The organism is Sinorhizobium sp. FG01, assembly GCF_002531875.1.
GTDB lineage: Bacteria > Pseudomonadota > Alphaproteobacteria > Rhizobiales > Rhizobiaceae > Sinorhizobium > Sinorhizobium fredii_C.
Genome location: NZ_NWTB01000022.1, coordinates 13104 through 30936, shown reverse-complemented (window position 1 = coordinate 30936; position 17833 = coordinate 13104). Strand labels below are relative to the sequence as shown.

Sequence of the window (17833 nt, the reverse complement as noted above, 5' to 3'; positions counted from 1 at the left end):
CTATGCACGGTGGACAGCACCATCATGACGACCACCACCATCACGATCACGACCATGAGCATGGTCACGATCATCACCACCACGGCCATCGTCATGCGGGGCCCGGCCACAATCGGCAGCGCGGCACCGCGCAATGGCAGGTGCCGCACCGCCCGGAAAGTGAGGACATTTCGCCGCCGCGCGAACGCGATCTCGATCTCGTGGAGGCAAGTTTCGTAGAGAACTTCGCCCGTGCGAGCGATCCGACGAGCTTCCTCAGGCTTGCGGACATCCCCTTCGTTGGGCTCGACGCTTCGGGGAAACTCCTGCACCTGCTGCGCGTCGAGGCCGCGGATCGCACCGATGTCGGCGCGGTCGTGCCGCTCCTCGGCGGCAATGGCGTGCGCTACGACGTGCTGCCGGCGCGCATGACCTCGCGCCGCCAAGACCTCAGCTTCCTCTATCACGACGGCCAGGCGGTCGTTCGGTTGCACTTCACAGAGGCGCGCAAACTCAAAGACCGGACCGACGCCTCGCATTTCGACATCGAACCGACCGAGTGAATTTCGCTTTAGAAAGGCAAGGCCATGAACTTCAGGATTCTCACCGCGCTCGCCGCCCTTCTCGCCACTCTGCCCTGCCAGGCTTTGGCTCATACCGGCGATCATTTCTACGGTGTCGAAAGCGGCTTCCTCCACCCATTTTCGGGTCTTGACCACCTGCTCGCCATGGTCGCCGTCGGGATGATTGCCGCACGGCTCGGCGGCTCAGCGCTCTGGCGGCTGCCGCTCGCCTTCGTCTCGGCCATGGTTTCGGGCGCGGTGTATGCCCTGACCGGCGGTACGGTCCCGCTCGTCGAAACGGCGATCATCACCTCCGTCGTCCTCTTGGGCGCGGCGTTGATCGCCAACGCGAACATGCCTGTTGCGCTCGCTGTCACCGGCGCCGCCACCTTCGGCTTTTTCCATGGCTTTGCCCATGGGACAGAGGGTCCGGCCGCTGCGCCGCTCGGCCATATCCTCGGCTTCGCCGGCGGCACGGTGATCCTCCACATCACCGGCATCGCCGCCTGCCATGCACTTGCCCGACACGGCACCGGCCCCATGCCGGCGCTTCGCATCATCGGCACGGGGATCATAGGCGCCGGTATTGGCTTGGCCTTCATTGCGTGACGCTTCGCGTGAGGAGATGGATATGCGTGCCATTACCAATATCTTGATTTACTGGCGAAAGCTCGTCTTCGCGGGCATGGCTTTCCGCTTTGCTGGTCTTAAGGCCTTGGACCGCGCCTTGCTTCGGCGCACATTCAACACGCGGAAGGAGCCTTGAAAGCGCGGTGCGTAAACGTCACGCAGAGCTGGGCACGGATTACTTTCAGGGCGGGGGGCACACTCTCTGCATCGCCGTGAAGCCTTATCCGTTCGTCGATTACCCTTTCGCAAGTTCATTCAGGCGCTATGCTGTAAGCCAATATACCAAGCGCGAGGCCTTATGACGGAGCGACATCAGAGCCACTCCCGGGAGCGGATGACCATCCTTGGCGATCTTGACGCCGTCTCCTTCGTCCCCTGGATCTGGCGCCATGCCGCCAAGCTCGGGCTCTCGCAGTCCATCTCCCATACCAGTCCCAACCGGATCGAACTCGAGGTCGCCGGACCGGTGGATCTGATCGACATGATGGAGATCGGATGTTCGCTCGGGCCCTTCGACGTCCGGGTCGAGACGATACACCGCACACCGGTTGACGGCGGTGGCGACCAGGGCCGCGACCGGACTCTTGACCGTCCACAGCTATATCTGCCGCTTATTTAATCAAAGTTGCAAATGCAGAAAACTTATGCAAGCGTGGCAACACTGAGCCGCAAGTCATCCCGTCGGCTTCGGGTTCTTCGCTAGGCTAAGGTGTTGGTATTATTTGGAAAGTATATTCATGCTGTCCGGCAAGACGGGCTCTTGGACACCAGTTGCCCTTTCCGCGGATTTGCCAGCGGGAACCGTGATGCCCGCACGGACACCAGCCGGGTCGATCGCCCTCTGGCGAAGTCAGTCGGGCCGCGCCGCCGCCTCGGCGGACCGGTGTCCCCATCGCGGCATGCGCCTTTCCCATGGCTTCGTGCGTGGCGAGGCCCTTTCCTGCATCTATCACGGTTGGAGTTACGCCCGGACCGGAAACTGCTTGCGTATCCCGGCCCATCCGGGTCTCACGCCGCCGGAAACAATACGTGTAGAAATGCATGAGGTTGAAGAGTCCGGCGGCGTCATCTGGGTTGCCGTGGGAGTACCCACCGCTCAGCCCCCGCGGCTTGAAGGCGTCATTCCCCTGCGCTCACTGACAGCACATGCCGGTGTTGCGGCGGTCGAGGCCGCGGCCGGCGCAAAGGCGGGTGCCGACGGCCTTGTCTGGCAAGCGCAGGATACGCAGAAAATCCGGCTGCTGCTCGTCCCGCAGGGAGACGAACAGACGCTGATCCATGTTCTGTTGGACAATAAAAGCACTCCGCCCCAGCGCATCGCTGCGTCACGCGCCGTTGAGACCTTGCGGCGGATAGCCGAAGATCTTCAGACGAAAGGGACCGCGCCATAATCCAGGACACGATGATCGACGAGTGGTATCCGGTCGGCCTTTTCAGCCAGCTCGACGTGAACGGACGCAGGACCGCCCTGATGGGAGAGCCCATCGAGGTGGTGCTCGACGCCGAGGGCCACGCGAGGGTGACGTCCGGCGATGGGCGGACTCTTCCCGTTTGCGTCCGCTACGGCCATGTCTGGTCCTCTCTCGGCAAGCCTCGGAAGGATCTTTTCGCGATTCCCGAGGCTGACCAGCCCGGCCGCCGGCTCGTCGATGTCGGCGTGGTCCGCGTGCGCTGCTCGCCGCTGCGGGCGGTCGAGAACTTCCTCGACATCGCGCATTTCCCCTTTGTGCATACCGACATCCTGGGCGCAGAGCCGCACACGGAAGTGCAGGACTACAAGGTCGAAATCCGGCAGCACGAGGATGAGGTCTGGGCAACACAGGTGAAATTCTACCAGCCGCAGGCTGCCAAATCGGCAAGCGGCGGCATCACGACGGAATACATGTACCGCGTGCCGGCACCGACCTGCTCCGTTCTCTACAAGACCTGTCCGGTCCGCCCCGGGGAATGGGACGTCATCACCCTCTTCGTCCAGCCGCTCGCCGAAGACCTGTGCGACGTCTGGCCGTGGATGGCGCTCTTCGACGATGTCACACCGATGACCGACCTCATCCACTTCCAGCAGACGATCTTCCTGCAGGACCGGTCGATCCTCGAAAACCAGATCCCCCGGCTCCTGCCGCTCGATCCCGGAATGGAAATCCCCACGACAGCCGACCTTACCTCGGTCGCCTACAGGCGCTGGCTGAAACGCCACAACTATACCTACGGCGCACAGCTGGTGGCGCAATGAAGCTCTACGATTACGTCCTTTCACCGAGCTGCTACAAGGTGCGCCTGATGGCGGCACTGACCGGCGTGAAGCTGGAAATCAGAGCGGTCGACTTTCATCCCGGCGCCGAGCATCGCGGCACCGAGCTCATGTCGCTCAATCCGGCGGGATCCATCCCGATCCTCGAGGAGGGTGACCTGATCCTGACTGAATCCGCCGCCATGCTCGCCTATCTTGCCGCCAAGGCCGCGCCGGAATGGCTCGGCAGCGGCGCACCGGAGGAAGTGGCGCGTATCCAGCAGTGGCTTTCCTTCGCACACCGGCTGACCGCCAGCCTCGGCGGCGCGCGCCTTCACCAAATGCTCCTGCGGTCGGGCGACATCGGCGCGCTCCAGGCGCAGGGCATAGCGGCGCTTCGCGAGCTGGAGGCGGGGCTGGTCGAACAGCGCCTGCGCGGCATGCGGTTCCTCGCCTCCGACCGGCCGACGGTTGCCGATATCGCATGCTTCCCCTACGTGGTGCTCGCGCCGGACGGCGGCATCCCGCTCGACCCCTACCCCGCTATAAGGCTATGGTCCCGCGCGATCCGCGGCCTCGACAACTTCATCGAGATGCCCGGAATCCATCGGCTACACGAGCTGAAGCCCGACCCCCTCGTCGAACCGGACGAGGTGTGACATGGCCGGTTACCTTCTCAAAAACTGCGCGGCCGTCATCGTCGACGAGGGCAAGGGTCCGAGCGTCCACCGGAACGTGGATCTCCTGACGAATGGCCCCGCGATAGAGGCAATCGGCGAAAACCTTCACAAAGGACCGCTACCGGCCGGGACGATCACGCAGGACGCCGCCGGCTGGTTCGTTTATCCGGGGCTTGTCAACACCCACCACCACTTCTTCCAGTGTTTCGTCCGCAACCGTGCGGATCTCGATTGGACGAAGCTGTCGGTCATCGAATGGCTCGACCGCATCTATCCGATGTTTTCGCGGCTCAACGAGGACTGTTTCTACCACGCCTCGGTTACGGCGATGGCCGAGATGATCAAGCACGGCTGCACCACGGCCTTCGACCACCAGTACTGCTTCCCGCGGCACGCCGGCAAACGGCTGATCGACCGTCAGTTCGAGGCTGCCGACCTTCTGGGCATGCGTTTCCATGCCGGACGTGGCGGCAACACGCTGCCGAAATCCGAAGGCTCAACGATCCCCGATGCCATGCTGGAAACGACGGACGAGTTCATCGCCGATTGCGCGCGGCTGATCGACACCTACCAGGATGCCAGCCCCTTCAGCATGCGGCAGCTCGTGGTTGCGCCCTGCCAGCCCGTCAATTGCTACCGCGAGACCTTCGTGGAGTCGGTCGCACTGGCGCGCGATCGCGGCGTGCAGATGCACACGCATGTGGGCGAAGGCGAGAGCCCGGTCGTTGAGGCCCGGCACGGCATGCGGACGGTCGATTACTGCGCGGAACTCGGATTTGCCGGTCCCGACACCTTCTATGCCCATTGCTGGGAACTCACCCAGGACGAGTTGCGGACGATGGCGGCGAGCGGCACCGGCGTCTCGCACTGCCCGGAGCCGGTCTATCTGGTCGGCGCCGAGATTACCGACATTCCGGCGATGTCGGCCCTTGGTCTGCGCGTGGGTCTCGGCTGCGACGGCGCGGCCTCGAACGACAACTCGAACCTGATGCACTGCGTGCACTCCGCCTACATGCTGCAGTGCCTGACGGCATCGACGCGCGCGCATCCCGTGCCGCCCCCGGCGGATTTCCTCGGCTATGCGACGACCGGCGGCGCCGCCCTCCTCGGCCGCCGCGACATCGGCCGCCTTGCTCCTGGCATGGCCGCCGATCTTTTTGCGATCGACACGCGGCGCATGGACTACGTCGGCACGCGGCATGATCCGCTGAGCCTGATTGCCAAGGTCGGCATCGGCATGCCCACTGACATGACAATGATCAACGGCCGCATCGTCTGGGCGAAGGGCGAATTCGTCGGGCTCGACGAGCCGCGGCTGTTCGCCGAGGCCGAGGCCGCTCTCGCGACGGTGGAATTCTAGAATTCAAAACAGGGGAACTGACATGCTGAACAATGTAACTCGCAGAACACTGATGAAGGGCGTTGCCGCCGCCGGTCTCACAGGCATGCTTGGCGGTCGGGCCGCCATGGCCGCCGAAGAGCCGCTCGGAATCACCCTCGTGATCCCCTCGCCGGTCGGCGACGTCGGCTGGGGTCATGCTCTTGCCGCGGGCCTCGAGCCGGTCAAGGCCGCCTACGGAGACAAGGTGAAGGTCACCGTCATCGAGAACATCCCGGAAGGTCCCGATGCCGACCGTATCATGAACAAGACGGTCTCCGACGGGAACAACTTCCTGATCGCCGGCTCCTTCGGCTACCAGAACGGCGCCCTGCAGATCGCTCGCCGCAATCCGGCCGTCACCGTGCTGCACGCGTCCGGCTTCCAGGTGGCTCCGAACTTCTCGCCCTTCGCGGCCAAGTATTTTCAGGGGACCTACCTGCTCGGCATGGCTGCCGCTGCGCTTTCCAAGACCGGCAAGCTGGGCTCGGTCTCCGCCTTCGCCATCCCGGAGCTGATCACCTCCATCAACGCCTTCACGCTCGGCGCGCAAGCCGTGAACCCCGATGTCGAGGTGTCGGTCGTATGGGTGAACTCGTGGTTCGATCCGGCCAAGGAGCAGGAGGCCGCCAAGGCTTTGATGGCGCAGAAATGCGACGTGATCTTCTCCAACGCACAGGACACGCCGTCCGTTATCTCGGCCTGCGAGGAGGCCGGCGTCTATGCGTTCAATCTCAACTCGTCGATGAAGAAATACGCGCCCAAGACCTATCTCGGCTGCGTGGCGACGGATTGGTCGCCCTTCTTTAAGGCCTCGGTCGACGCCCATGTCGCCGGCACGTTCAAGGGCGCCAACGCCTTCCTCGGCGTATCCGACGCGGTCGTTGAGGTCGTCGACTGGAACCCGGATATCCCGGCCGACGTCATGACCAAGATCAAGGCGATCGAGGCGAAGATTGCCGATGCCAGCTTCTCACCCTTTATCGGGCCGATCACCAAGGCCGCCGGCAACCAAGGGGTGGCCGCCGGTGCAACGCTCACGGATGGCGAAATCGTCGCGATGGACTGGCACGTCAAGGGCGTCGCCACCCCTCTGCCAAAGTGAGCCATGACCGCGCCCTTGCTGTCGCTCCGCGGCATTTCCAAAAGCTACGGACAGATTAGAGCCAACCAGGATATCGATCTGGATGTGGCCCCGCAGTCGGTCCACGCGATCCTCGGCGAGAACGGGGCGGGGAAATCGACGCTGATGAAGCTGATCTCAGGCGTCGAGCAGCCAGACGGCGGTACCGTCGTCTGGGCCGGAGAGCCTTTGAGCCTTGCCTCCCCTGCGGAGGCGAGGCGCCAGGGGATCGGCATGGTCTTCCAGCACTTCTCGCTCTTCGAGACCCTGACCGTCGTGGAGAATATCCGGCTGGTCGTGCCGGGCCGGAAAGCCGATCTCGTGCAACGCATCCGGACGTTCGGACGCGACTTCGGCCTCGAGGTCGACGCGCTTGCCCATGTGCATACGCTTTCCGTCGGCGAGCGGCAGCGGGTGGAGATCATCCGATGCCTGATGACCAATCCGAAGCTGCTGATCCTCGACGAACCGACCTCCGTCCTGCCGCCGCAAGCGGTGGACAAGCTCTTCGACACCTTGCGTCGCCTGCGGGACGGCGGCGTTTCCATCCTGTACATCTCCCACAAGCTGGAGGAAATTCGGGCGATCTGCGATAGGGCGACCATCCTGCGCGGCGGGCGCGTCACCGGAGATGTGGACCCGCGCGAACACGATGCGCATGACCTTGCACGGATGATGATCGGCCGCGACATGCCGGAACCGATGGAGGCGCTGCCCCAGTCTGGCGGCGAAAAGTGCCTCGAAATCATCGGCCTGGACTATCGGCCGGACGACCCCTTTGCCGTGCCGCTCACCGATATCAGCCTGACGGTGCGTGCCGGTGAAATCCTCGGAATAGCCGGGATTTCGGGCAACGGGCAAAGCGAGCTTGCCGCGCTGATCTCCGGTGAGGCGGTGCTGCCGCGAGAACAGCGCGACCGGATCTACATGATGGGCAAGGACGTAGGCACGCTCCATGCGGCTGCCCGTCGGCTGTTGGGATTTGCGTTCGTTCCCGAAGACCGGCTCGGACGCGGCGCCGTACCGGAAATGTCGCTCGTCATGAACAGCTTGCTGACCGCGCATCCGCTCAACCTTCTCAGGCGCGGTCTCGTCAACAAGGCGAAGGCGACGGCGTTCACCCAGGCGTGCATCCGCCAATACGATGTCCGCACGCCCGGCCCGGAAGCAGAAGCCGGCGCGCTTTCAGGGGGCAATCTGCAGAAGTTCATCGTTGGCCGCGAGATCATGCTCTCTCCGAAACTGCTGTTCGTGGCGCAGCCGACCTGGGGTGTCGACATCGGGGCCGCATCCGCCATCCGCAGGCGGCTCATCACGCTGCGCAACGAAGGCCTGGCAATCCTGGTCATTTCCGAGGAGCTCGAGGAGCTTTTCGAACTTTGCGATTCCATCCAGGTGCTGCACCACGGCCGGCTTGGCCCGCCACTCGTCACGCAGGCCACGCGACCCGAGGAGATCGGCCGATATATGATGGGAGCACATGCTGCATCCCAAACTGCAGACCGAAAGGCCTTGGCATGAGCGCTTTCTCCGCGGCCTTCCTTCCAGTCCTTGTCCGCCGGGAGCGCGGCTCGCTTGCCGCTACCCTCATTGCGCCTCCGGTCGCGCTCGCCGCGGCGACCGTTGTCAATCTCGGGCTCTACGTGCTGATGGGCCGCGATCCCGTGGCAGTCGTCTATGCCATGCTTCTCGAGCCCTTCCTCTCCTGGGCCTCGTTCTCGGAAGTGCTGTTGAAGACAGGTCCCCTCCTCCTCATCGCACAGGGCCTTGCGATCGGCTTTCGCGCGAAAGTCTTCAACATCGGTGCCGAGGGCCAGTTCATTCTGGGCGCGATATTCGCCTCCGCCATCCCCGTATGGTTTCCGCAAGCAACAGGTCAGTGGGTCTGGCCCGTCATGCTTCTCCTTGGCGCTCTCGGTGGCGCCCTATGGGCTTCGGTTACCGCCTTCTGGCGCGTCAAGCTCAATGCGAACGAAATACTCGTTTCCCTGATGCTGACCCTCGTTGCCGCGCAGTTCCTCAATTACCTGCTCCTCGGCCCCTGGAAGGATCCCAACGGCTTCAACTTCCCCCAGTCGGTGATGTTCCAGTATGACGCGATGGTGCCGATCCTGATCCCCGGTACGCGCGTCAACGTCTCACTGCTCCTGACAATCGCCTTATCGATCGCGGCATGGATCTTGATGCAGAAGAGTTTCATCGGCTACAAGCTCCAGGTCGGAGGCTTGGCGCCCCGTGCCGCCAGTTACGCCGGCTTCAACGAAGGATGGGCGATCTGGCTTTCCCTTCTCATCGGCGGATGCGCCGCCGGCCTCGCTGGCGCAGCCGAGGTCGCCGGTCCCCTCGGCCAGTTGCAGCGCTCGATTTCGACCGGTTATGGCTATGCGGCCATTATCGTCGCCTATCTCAGCGGCCTGCATCCGATCGGCATCGTTGTCTCGGCGCTGTGCATGGCGGTCCTCTATATCGGGGGGGACAATGCCATGGTATCGGCAAACCTGCCGATCGCCGCAGTGCGCGTCTTTCAGGGCAGCCTTCTTCTCGCCTACCTCGTCGCCGTCGCCTTCGTGCGGTACCGTCTCGAATGGCGCCGTGCCGCCTACCGGAGCCAACCATGAACGCCATCGAGTTCATTCTTGCCGGCATGCTCGCGGCTGCGACGCCGTTTCTGCTGGCGGCGCTCGGGGAGCTGGTGGTCGAGCGAGCCGGGGTCCTCAACCTCGGCGTGGAGGGCTTGATGGCGTTTGGCGCTGTGCTCGCCTTCGTCATCGTCCATCATGGCGGGGGACATTTTCTGGGTTTCATCGCCGCCGGCCTCGGCAGCGCCGTCCTTTCCCTTGTTTTTGCCGTCATCGCGCTCGGATTTCGGGCGAACCAAGTGGCCACGGGCCTTGCCATAGGCATCCTCGGCCAAGGTCTCTCGGCGCTTTTCGGCAAGTCCTATGAGAGCCTCACGGTCAAGGGGCTTCCAAAGCTTGGACTTCCATGGCTTTCCGAAATTCCGCTAGTCGGCGGCCTCTTCATCCAGGACGTCGTCGTATGGCTTTCCCTTGCAGCAACCTTCGCCATATGGGCGACGTTTGCCTATACCAAGATCGGTCTCGTCGTCCGGGCCATCGGCGAGAACCCCAAGGCCGCCCACGCCATCGGCTATTCGGTGATCACCGTCCGCTTCGCCGCTGTTGCATTTGGCGGGACGATGGCAGGCTTTGCTGGCGCCTACGCGGCGGTGGTTTACACACCGCTTTGGGCCGACGGGATGATCGCCGGGCGTGGCTGGATCGCGATCGCGCTCGTCGTGTTCGGAACGTGGCTCACCGGCCGGATCTTCCTCGGCGCATGCCTCTTCGGCGCCGTATCGCTGATGGGTCTCGCAGCCCAGGCGTCCGGACTGGACGTTCCGTCACAACTGCTGGCGAGCCTGCCCTACCTCGTCACCATCCTCGTGCTCGGCATTATTTCGGCAGATCGCCGCCTGCTGAAGCTGAACGGCGTCGCCTCGCTCGGCGAACCCTTCGAACGTTAGTATAACACGGGTGTGCCACGCAAAATCTCGCCCTTGAGGAGAATCGAAAAGGCGACCCTGCAATCGGACGCAATAGACGGCGGGAATGTCAGTCGATCGCCCAATTTAGTCGAGCTTACACTGACCCCGGCACCCCCACAGAATTGCCGCCCAGCTGTGCTCAAGACCGATGGGCCTCGAACCCGAGCACGAGCGATACCGTCAGCTCTGCCAGGGATCGACCAAAACGACGCCAGTGCCTTCGAAATCCTTGGTGTTGCGTGTCACCACGGTCATGTCGTGGACCAGAGCGGTCGCGGCAATCAGCGCATCGGCCTCGTTGCGCCGGCCGGGGATGTGCAGGTGCGCGCAACGTGTCGCAACTGCATCGTCGATCGGCAGAATGCGGCCTGCGAATTCCGGGCGCACATGGCCATCGAGCCAAGAGCGCAGCCGGGCACCCTGGGAGGCGTCCCGGCGCTGCACGCCGAGTACACCGCGCTCCAATTCAAGAATCGTGATCGCCGAAAGGAAGAAGCGCGCCGCATCTTCCGCTCCGATCCATGCTACCACGTTGGCATCGGCTTTGCCGTCACCGATCTTGCGCAATTCGGACACGACATTGGTATCCAGTAGGTACCTCAAGAGAAGTCCACATCCCGGGGTCTGATTTCGATGCGGTGCGGCTCGAACTCGATCGCCGACAGGCCGGGCATGGCGAGCGCGTCAACGAGGCTGCGGTGCTTGCCGCTCAAGCGCTCGAATTCGTCATAGGTCATTAGGACATGGGAAGGCTTGCCGCGATCGGTGATGATAACCGGACCGTTTTTTGCTGCCTTCTTAGCGCTGCTGACGTCATGGTTTAGCTCTCGGCTGGAAAGGGTCGTGATGTTCACGGCACGCCTCCATGTAGGTATTTACCTACATATAGCATGAGGGGCATAAATAACAAGCGGCCTTCGATCCCGATCCACCGTGTTGAATGGCGCGGCTCCTGTCCTATCCGAATACTGCACACGCCCAGCTTTCCATTGATACATTATGCGATCATTTTAGCCCAGAACGTGAACATCCTCGCAACAAGCCGCGCACAAGGCTGGTGAAGAACGGCGCCCTTAGACCCGTAGCGGTCGCTCGCAGGCTATTCCGCCAACTGGTCGATTGCGGCGATTTCGCGATGCGCCCGGTACGAGCGGACCTGCCAGACACAGATAAACAGCCTTATACAGATAAACAGGCCTTATAAAGATAGTTGATCGGCATCGTCGGCCAGACCTGTCCTAAGTGACAGTGGATTGTAGTAGGATCTCGCGTGCAGCCGACTGATCGCGCTGATCTCTAATAAGAGTCCTGGAGGCGTTGCTGTGGAACGCAGACTGGCGACCATTCTTGCAGCCGATGTCGCTGGTTACAGTCGGCTGATGGAGCTCGACGAGGAACGCACATATGGCGCATTCCGCGCCTGCCGGAGCGCCATCGCGAAGGTGATCGAGAAGCGCGGCGGCCGCATTTTCGGCGGTGCAGGCGACAGCCTCGTCGCCGAATTTGCCAGCCCTTTGGAGGCCGTGCGATCTGGGATCGAAATTCAAGACGCCATTGACAAAATCCCGCTCGATCTCCCAGAAGGACACAAGATGCAGTTTCGCATCGGAATCAACCTCGGGGACGTGATGGTTGATTGCGATGACCTGTTCGGGGATGGCGTCAACATTGCGGCGCGTTTAGAGGCTTTGGCTGACCCTGGCGGCGTTTGCATATCAGGAAATGTTCACGAACACATAGTTGATAAGCTGCGTTTGAGGTTCGATGACCTGGGCTTTCATGAACTCAGGAACATAGCCAAGCCAATTCAAGTATTTCGAGCTCGGTTCGCCGGGACCACGGCAGCGATGTCAAAGAACTCGCGCCTCCTTCCTGCGAAACCGTCCATCGCAGTGCTGCCGTTCGACAACATGGGCCGCGATCCCGAGCAGGCGTATTTCAGCGATGGCGTCACCGAAGACATTATTACGGAGCTCGCTCGTTTTCAGCAGTTGTATGTCATCGCTCGCCATTCCTCATTTCAATATCGTGACAAGGCCGCCGATATCCTGCGCGTTGGCCGCGAGCTAAATGCACAGTATATCGTCGAAGGGAGCGTCCGCCGTAACGACGATCAAATTCGCATATCGGCGCAGCTCATCGACGCAACCACCGGCATCCATGTCTGGGCCGACCGCTACGACAGCCGCCTGGCGGACCTGTTCTCAGTACAGGATGAGATAACACGACGCATCGTAGGTGCCCTCGCCGTACGCGTCGAGGATGAGGATTGGGCCAAGGCTGGCCGCAAACCGCCGGGCAGCATGCGCGCTTATGACTATTGGCTGCACGGCAAGCACAGCCTCGACCTTTACACGCGCGAGGCCAATTCAGAGGCTCGCCGGCTCTTTGAAAGTGCCTTGGCGCTTGACCCGAACTATGCCCGCGCTCATGCGGGACTGGCCCTCACTTATGATCGTGGTGCGTTCTATTCAGCCTGGGGCACCGATCCGATGGGTTCGCTCGAGAAGGCTGAAGATCATGCGAAGAAAGCTGTCGCCCTGGATGATACCGACCCTCTTCCGCATGTGATTCTGGGATGGGTTCATCTTGGCCGGAGGGAATTCAACCGTGCAAAGGAACAACTTGAGCTGGCCATGGCCATCAATCCTAATGATGCTGACACTCTGGCGAAGTCAGCTCTGATTTTGGCCTGGTCCGGCGAGGGTACGGCCTCGATAGAGTTGGCTCAGACAGCAATAAGGCTCAATCCCCACTATCCCGCTTGGTACCAGTGCTTCCTGGCTGGTTGCTATCTTTGTGCTGGAAAATACCCCGAGGCAGTCGCAATCTGGGAGCGTGTGCCAGATGCGACACCAGAAACGCGAGCGTTTTTGGCAGCAGGTTGCGTATTTGTCGGTGAGCTGGAGGATGCTAGGCGCCATATGGCCCAGTTTATGCGGGAATATCCACAGCACTTTGCTGGGGAGCCGAACGCCCGCCACGTAAGACGCCTCTTTGAATTTCGACACAGGGCGGACATTGATCGCCTCATCGACGCTATGTGTGTCGCCGGGTTACCGAAATAGGAATATAGGAATCGCTAAATTCTGCGTCTCCGGCGAGCATGCTCAAGGTCCGCTCACCACCCGACTGAGACGATCGGAAGCCGGCAACATGCCCCCGTCCGGGATGTCGACTCTTATTCCTCGCCTTGAGGAGATATGAACCCGCGACCCGCAGCGACTATCTGCGATAATCTATGGCGCCGGTCGAGGACGCGCCAATCATCAGAGCCTCGGCAAAACTTAAGGAAAACGTCTGCTTCCCACTTCGGGAAGACGCCTGCCCGTGGCGGCCGAAAACAGGTGTTCACCGGCCGCCCGCAAGGTGAAGCGGATGGTGTCGCCAGGCCTTACGGCAATGCGCTCGCGAAACAGCATATTGACGTTTTCTTCCCCGATCCGGGCGACGACCTGTGTCTCTGCCCCTGTCGGCTCGACAACGACGATCTTCGCCGGTGTCCCCTCCTCGGCGATGGCGAATTGTTCCGGCCTGATGCCGTAGATGAGTTCTTCGCCGGGATTGGCTGTGCCGGGGTGCAGCGACAGCGGCATGGCGACGCCACTATCGATGCGGAAGATCGAAGGCGCATCGGCCTGGATGCGGCCCTTGAGCAGGTTCATCGCCGGCATGCCGATGAAGCCGGCGACGAAGGTCGTCGCCGGGCGGTCGTAGATCTCAAGCGGCGTTCCGATCTGCTCAACGATGCCGTCACGCATCACGACGATGCGGTCGGCCATGGTCATCGCCTCTGTCTGGTCGTGAGTGACATAGACCGTGGTGATTTTCAGCCGCTGGTGAAGCTCCTTGATCTCGGCGCGCATCGCCACGCGAAGCTTGGCGTCGAGATTGGAAAGCGGCTCGTCGAAAAGAAACACTTTGGGATCGCGCACGATGGCGCGGCCCATGGCGACACGCTGGCGTTGGCCGCCCGAGAGATGGCGCGGATGTCGGTCGAGATAGGGTTCCAGCGCAAGAATCCTGGCGGCGGACTGCACCCGCCGGCCGATCTCGTCCCTGGCCGTGCCGCGCAGCTTCAGGGAAAAGCCCATATTCTCGGCCACGGTCAGATGCGGATAGAGCGCGTAGCTCTGGAACACCATAGCAATGTCCCGATCCTTTGACGGCAGGTCGTTGACCATGCGGCCGTCGATCGAGAGCCGGCCTTCCGAGATCGTTTCGAGGCCGGCAATCATGCGCAGCAGTGTGGACTTGCCGCACCCGGAGGGGCCGACCAGCACGATGAACTCGCCATCGTCTATATCCACGTCAACACCGTGGATGACAGGCAGGGTGCCGTAGGATTTGCGGATGTTGTGAAGCGCGATCGACGCCATGATGGTTCCATCCCTGTCGTGTTCAGGCCGCGCCTTCGCCTTCATGATTGACCGCCGTCCGGGTGCCGGAGGAGAACATGATCAGGGCGAAGAGCGGTTCGGTGCCGAGTGCGCGGGCCCAATGGCGGACATTGCGGGGAATGCGGATCGCGTCGCCGGCTTCGAGCCGATAAAGGACGTCGCCGAGCTTGTGCTCGCAAAGGCCGGAAACCACATAGAGGATCTCCTCGCAATCGGGATGCGAGTGCAGCTGGTTGCGTGCACCGGGATTGATGCGGCAGGTGCCGAAGGTCATCTCGGCGCCGGGCGTACCCTCGCCGGTGATCTTCCAGTTGAGTTCGCCCCATGTGGTCGGCATGAATTCGCCGCCTGCTTTCCTGAAAATAATATCGGTCTCGCTCAAGGCGGTCCCTCCCCGTCAGAGATTGATGGTGACGCCGGCATCCGTGCGCCGGTAGAATTCGAAGAGCTTCATGATCTCGCGGGCAATTTCGAGCGTGCCCCGGGTGATCGATGTGCCGGAAAGGATCGCATCCGTCAGATGCAGGATCTCGGGCACATAACCGAGATAGAAGAGGTTGTTGTTGTAGAGCTGGCCGAGCGAATGCTCCGGCTCGTAGAACAGCGCGGCGTTCTCATCCGGCTGGATGAAGCTTGCGGCGCGGCCGTAGGACGGCAGGTCTGCCTTTCGGAAATAGGTCAGCCGGCTGCCGTTTTCGGCGATGGCATTGGCGCCTTCGCCGATGATCTCCACCCGCTCGAAGATGCTGCCGCCGGATTGGCCGGCGGCAAGGTGCAGCGTGCCGATAGCGCCGGAGCGGAAACGCAGGTTGGTGACGGTGGCCCCCGTCAGCGCTTCCCATTCATAACCAGCGCGTTCGATCTCTCCGCCGAGAAAATTGAGGATCGCGCCGGGATGATAGATATGATCGAGGAAGCTCTGCATCCTGACGAGATCGGCGCGCTCTTCAGGCTTCGGCAGGCTCTGGGGATAGCGCACATTGATCGAGGTCAGCCTGCCGAAACCGGGCGAGCCGATCAAATCTTTGAGCTTCTCGATAGTTGGGAAGAAGGTCTTCTTGAGACCGGTCATCACCATTCGGCCGGCAGCGGCACTTGCCGCCTGCAGCCTTCCAATATCTTCGAGGCTCGCCGCCGTCGGCTTCTCCATCCAGACATGAGCGCCAGCGGCAAGCGCGTCGAGCGCGAGATCGGTCGCCTGCACCCGGCCGTCGGGATCATAGGCGGTGACGAGAAAGACCAGGTCCGGCTTTTCGCTCGTGAGCATCTCGCGATGATCGGTGTAAGCCTTCCCGGCCCCGAAGAGCTTGGCGAATTTCTCGGCGCGGCCAAGATCGAGATCGCAGATGCCGGCAAGCTCGACCGGCGCGTAACGCAGCGCCGGATAGACATTGCGATAGGCATGTCCGCCGGCGCCGATGAAGCAGGCCTTGATGCGGTGGTCGAATTCGAAATTGTAGCGGATTTCCCGCTGGACGTGATGCGACATGGTCAACCCTTGATTGCTCCCTGCGTCAGCCCCTCGGTGAAGCGGCGCTGCATCAGGATGTAGAGAAGAATGATCGGCAGGAACGAAATGACGGTCCCTGAGAAGACCAGGCGGTAATCGGAGGCATAGGTGCTGGCGAAACGGACCAGCCCGAGCGGCAGCGTTTGGACCTCAGGGCTGATCAGCACGATCAGCGGCAGGAAGAAATCGTTCCAGGTGGAGAGCGCGCTGATGATGACGAGCGCCTGCACCGCCGGCGTGGAGATCGGCAGAAAGACCTTGGTGAGGATCTGGAAATGCGAAGCGCCGTCGATCTTGGCGGCCTCGATCAGATCATCCGGCACGCCGATGAAGAAGCTCCGCATCAGGAATATCCCAAAGGGAATGCCGTTGCTGACCTGCACCAGCACGATGCCGGTCAGGGTGTTGACGAGGTTCAGTCCGAAAAGCACCTGGTAGAGCGGAATGACGATTGCCTGAACCGGCACGGTGAGGCCGAGGATGAAGGCGTAGAACAGCCATTCCCGGCCGGGAAAGCGGATCTTGGCGAGCGCATAGCCGGCAGACGCGCAGGTGATCAGCGACAGGACGACGACGCCGACAAGGTTGATGAGGCTGTTGCCGACGAGGTCGCCGAAACCGCCGATCTGCCAGGCGTCCAGATAGTTCCGCCACATCAGGTCGGCGGGCCAGGTGAAGGGATCGGCTCTGCCGATCTCCGCCTCGGTCTTGAAACTTGATATCAGCAGCCAGGCGAAGGGGGCGAGCATCAGGATAAGGACAGGGGTCAGCGCCAGCGCCACCGGCCATTCGCGATTGCGCACACTCATTGGGACAGCCTCGCGCGCCAGCGGTTGAAGACGATGGTGATCGCAATGGCCAGAAGGCTCAGCAGGATGCAGAGCACCGCGGCAAGTCCGTGATCCTGGGACTGGAAGGCGAGCCGGTAGATATAGGTGGTGATCAGTTCGCTCTGGTAGAACGGCCCGCCATTGGTCATGACGAAGACCGTTGCGAAGCCTTTGAGACCGTTGATCATCGCCAGCGAGACGACGAAGGTCATGATTTCGCGAAGCCCAGGCAGCGTCACATAGATCAGCTTCTGGAAAGAGTTGGCGCCATCCACTTCGGCTGCGTCGTAAAGCGAGCGGTCAATGTTCTGCAGGCCGGCGATGAAGAGCAGCATGTAAAGGCCGAAACCCTGCCAAGAGCTTGCGACGTTGACGGAAAAGAGCACCAGCGCGGGATCGGAAAGCCAGCCCTGCGTGAAGGCGCCAAGGCCGATCCGCGTCAGCGCCGTGTTCAGCAGACCAAAAAACGGATCGTAGATATTGGCCCAGATGACGCCGACAACGGCCAGAGACACCAGATGCGGCAGGAAGAACGCGGTGCGGAAGAAGACCTGGGTGATCCTGAGGCGGCTGACGGCAAGCGCCAGCAGCAGGCCGAGGCCGCCGGCCATCACCACATGATAGGCGAGCCAGATGAAGGTATGGACGAGGCTCTTCCAGACGATCGGATCCTGCGCCGCCTTGGCATAATTGCCGAAGCCGGCGAAGCTCGCCGAGGTGTTGAAGCCGGCCGAGCTGTTGAAGCTCAGCCAGAAGGTGGCGGCGATCGGCAGCAGGGTGAACACGGCATAGAGGCCGAGCGCCGGCGCCATCAGCCAGAATGCGGTTCGGGCGTCGCCATCGGGCGAAGCGGGCCTGCCCGTACGGCGCTTGGAGATACGGGCGGACAGGCCGCCCGTATGTACTGCCACGGCAGGCGCATCCCTGAGAGGAGCCACGACCTTGCTTCCGGGCGTTTCTGGA

The 17833-nt window shown here is 62.0% G+C and carries 20 protein-coding genes; 13 read left to right on the top strand and 7 right to left on the bottom strand.

Going from position 1 to position 17833, the window contains the following annotated elements:
• Positions 1-2: 2 nt before the first annotated feature.
• From CO656_RS26270 to CO656_RS26215, 12 genes are all read left to right on the top strand, one after another.
• Complete coding sequence (locus tag CO656_RS26270) at positions 3-542, top strand: hypothetical protein (protein ID WP_097527724.1); 540 nt, start codon at positions 3-5, stop codon at positions 540-542.
• A 24-nt stretch (positions 543-566) separates the two neighbouring features.
• Positions 567-1151: a HupE/UreJ family protein gene (locus tag CO656_RS26265; protein ID WP_097527723.1), complete on the top strand. Its 585-nt coding sequence runs from the start codon at positions 567-569 to the stop codon at positions 1149-1151.
• A gap of 22 nt (positions 1152-1173) precedes the next feature.
• Positions 1174-1308: a hypothetical protein gene (locus CO656_RS31325; protein ID WP_272938881.1), complete on the top strand. Its 135-nt coding sequence runs from the start codon at positions 1174-1176 to the stop codon at positions 1306-1308.
• A 198-nt stretch (positions 1309-1506) separates the two neighbouring features.
• Positions 1507-1791 carry an acylphosphatase gene (locus CO656_RS26255; protein WP_245428546.1) on the top strand — a complete coding sequence of 95 codons (285 nt, stop codon included), beginning with the start codon at positions 1507-1509 and terminating at the stop codon, positions 1789-1791.
• A 118-nt stretch (positions 1792-1909) separates the two neighbouring features.
• The gene (locus tag CO656_RS26250) at positions 1910-2563 is read left to right on the top strand and encodes a Rieske 2Fe-2S domain-containing protein (RefSeq protein ID WP_097527721.1); all 654 of its coding nucleotides are present in this window, start codon (positions 1910-1912) and stop codon (positions 2561-2563) included.
• A gap of 11 nt (positions 2564-2574) precedes the next feature.
• Positions 2575-3405, top strand: a complete 831-nt coding sequence (locus tag CO656_RS26245; RefSeq protein WP_097527720.1) for an aromatic ring-hydroxylating dioxygenase subunit alpha — start codon at positions 2575-2577, stop codon at positions 3403-3405.
• Positions 3402-4061: a glutathione S-transferase family protein gene (locus CO656_RS26240; RefSeq protein ID WP_097527719.1), complete on the top strand. Its 660-nt coding sequence runs from the start codon at positions 3402-3404 to the stop codon at positions 4059-4061. Before CO656_RS26245 ends, CO656_RS26240 begins: the two co-directional genes overlap by 4 nt.
• 1 nt (position 4062) lies before the next feature.
• Positions 4063-5442: an amidohydrolase gene (locus tag CO656_RS26235; protein WP_097527718.1), complete on the top strand. Its 1380-nt coding sequence runs from the start codon at positions 4063-4065 to the stop codon at positions 5440-5442.
• Positions 5443-5467: 25 nt separating this feature from the next.
• Positions 5468-6565 carry a BMP family ABC transporter substrate-binding protein gene (locus CO656_RS26230; protein ID WP_176536700.1) on the top strand — a complete coding sequence of 366 codons (1098 nt, stop codon included), beginning with the start codon at positions 5468-5470 and terminating at the stop codon, positions 6563-6565.
• A gap of 3 nt (positions 6566-6568) precedes the next feature.
• Positions 6569-8104 carry an ABC transporter ATP-binding protein gene (locus tag CO656_RS26225; RefSeq protein WP_097527716.1) on the top strand — a complete coding sequence of 512 codons (1536 nt, stop codon included), beginning with the start codon at positions 6569-6571 and terminating at the stop codon, positions 8102-8104.
• Positions 8101-9201, top strand: a complete 1101-nt coding sequence (locus tag CO656_RS26220) for an ABC transporter permease (RefSeq protein ID WP_097527715.1) — start codon at positions 8101-8103, stop codon at positions 9199-9201. Before CO656_RS26225 ends, CO656_RS26220 begins: the two co-directional genes overlap by 4 nt.
• Positions 9198-10109 (top strand): ABC transporter permease, encoded by a 912-nt coding sequence (locus CO656_RS26215; protein WP_097527714.1) that lies wholly within the window; start codon positions 9198-9200, stop codon positions 10107-10109. The genes CO656_RS26220 and CO656_RS26215 overlap by 4 nt, the downstream gene beginning before the upstream one ends.
• A gap of 201 nt (positions 10110-10310) precedes the next feature.
• On the opposite strand, the gene CO656_RS26210 is transcribed toward CO656_RS26215, so the two are convergent.
• A complete protein-coding gene (locus CO656_RS26210) occupies positions 10311-10733 on the bottom strand; it encodes a type II toxin-antitoxin system VapC family toxin (protein WP_097527713.1) in 423 nt (140 codons plus the stop codon).
• On the bottom strand, positions 10730-10984 hold the full coding sequence (locus tag CO656_RS26205; RefSeq protein WP_097527712.1) for a type II toxin-antitoxin system Phd/YefM family antitoxin: 255 nt from the start codon (positions 10982-10984) through the stop codon (positions 10730-10732). The genes CO656_RS26210 and CO656_RS26205 overlap by 4 nt, the downstream gene beginning before the upstream one ends.
• 468 nt (positions 10985-11452) lie before the next feature.
• On the opposite strand from CO656_RS26205, the gene CO656_RS26200 reads away from it, so the two are divergent.
• A complete protein-coding gene (locus tag CO656_RS26200; protein ID WP_097527711.1) occupies positions 11453-13198 on the top strand; it encodes an adenylate/guanylate cyclase domain-containing protein in 1746 nt (581 codons plus the stop codon).
• Between the two features lie 219 nt (positions 13199-13417).
• Here CO656_RS26200 and ugpC read toward each other — a convergent pair whose 3' ends face one another.
• The 5 genes from ugpC to CO656_RS26175 are packed head-to-tail and all read right to left on the bottom strand — an operon-like array spanning position 13418 to position 17781.
• Positions 13418-14509 carry a sn-glycerol-3-phosphate ABC transporter ATP-binding protein UgpC gene (ugpC, locus tag CO656_RS26195; RefSeq protein ID WP_097527757.1) on the bottom strand — a complete coding sequence of 364 codons (1092 nt, stop codon included), beginning with the start codon at positions 14507-14509 and terminating at the stop codon, positions 13418-13420.
• Positions 14510-14531: 22 nt separating this feature from the next.
• Positions 14532-14912 carry a cupin domain-containing protein gene (locus CO656_RS26190; protein ID WP_097527710.1) on the bottom strand — a complete coding sequence of 127 codons (381 nt, stop codon included), beginning with the start codon at positions 14910-14912 and terminating at the stop codon, positions 14532-14534.
• Positions 14913-14927: 15 nt separating this feature from the next.
• Positions 14928-16019 carry a Gfo/Idh/MocA family oxidoreductase gene (locus CO656_RS26185; RefSeq protein ID WP_097527709.1) on the bottom strand — a complete coding sequence of 364 codons (1092 nt, stop codon included), beginning with the start codon at positions 16017-16019 and terminating at the stop codon, positions 14928-14930.
• 2 nt (positions 16020-16021) lie between these two features.
• Positions 16022-16849, bottom strand: a complete 828-nt coding sequence (locus CO656_RS26180) for a carbohydrate ABC transporter permease (RefSeq protein ID WP_097527708.1) — start codon at positions 16847-16849, stop codon at positions 16022-16024.
• Positions 16846-17781, bottom strand: a complete 936-nt coding sequence (locus CO656_RS26175) for a sugar ABC transporter permease (RefSeq protein WP_097527756.1) — start codon at positions 17779-17781, stop codon at positions 16846-16848. The genes CO656_RS26180 and CO656_RS26175 overlap by 4 nt, the downstream gene beginning before the upstream one ends.
• Positions 17782-17833: the final 52 nt, after the last annotated feature.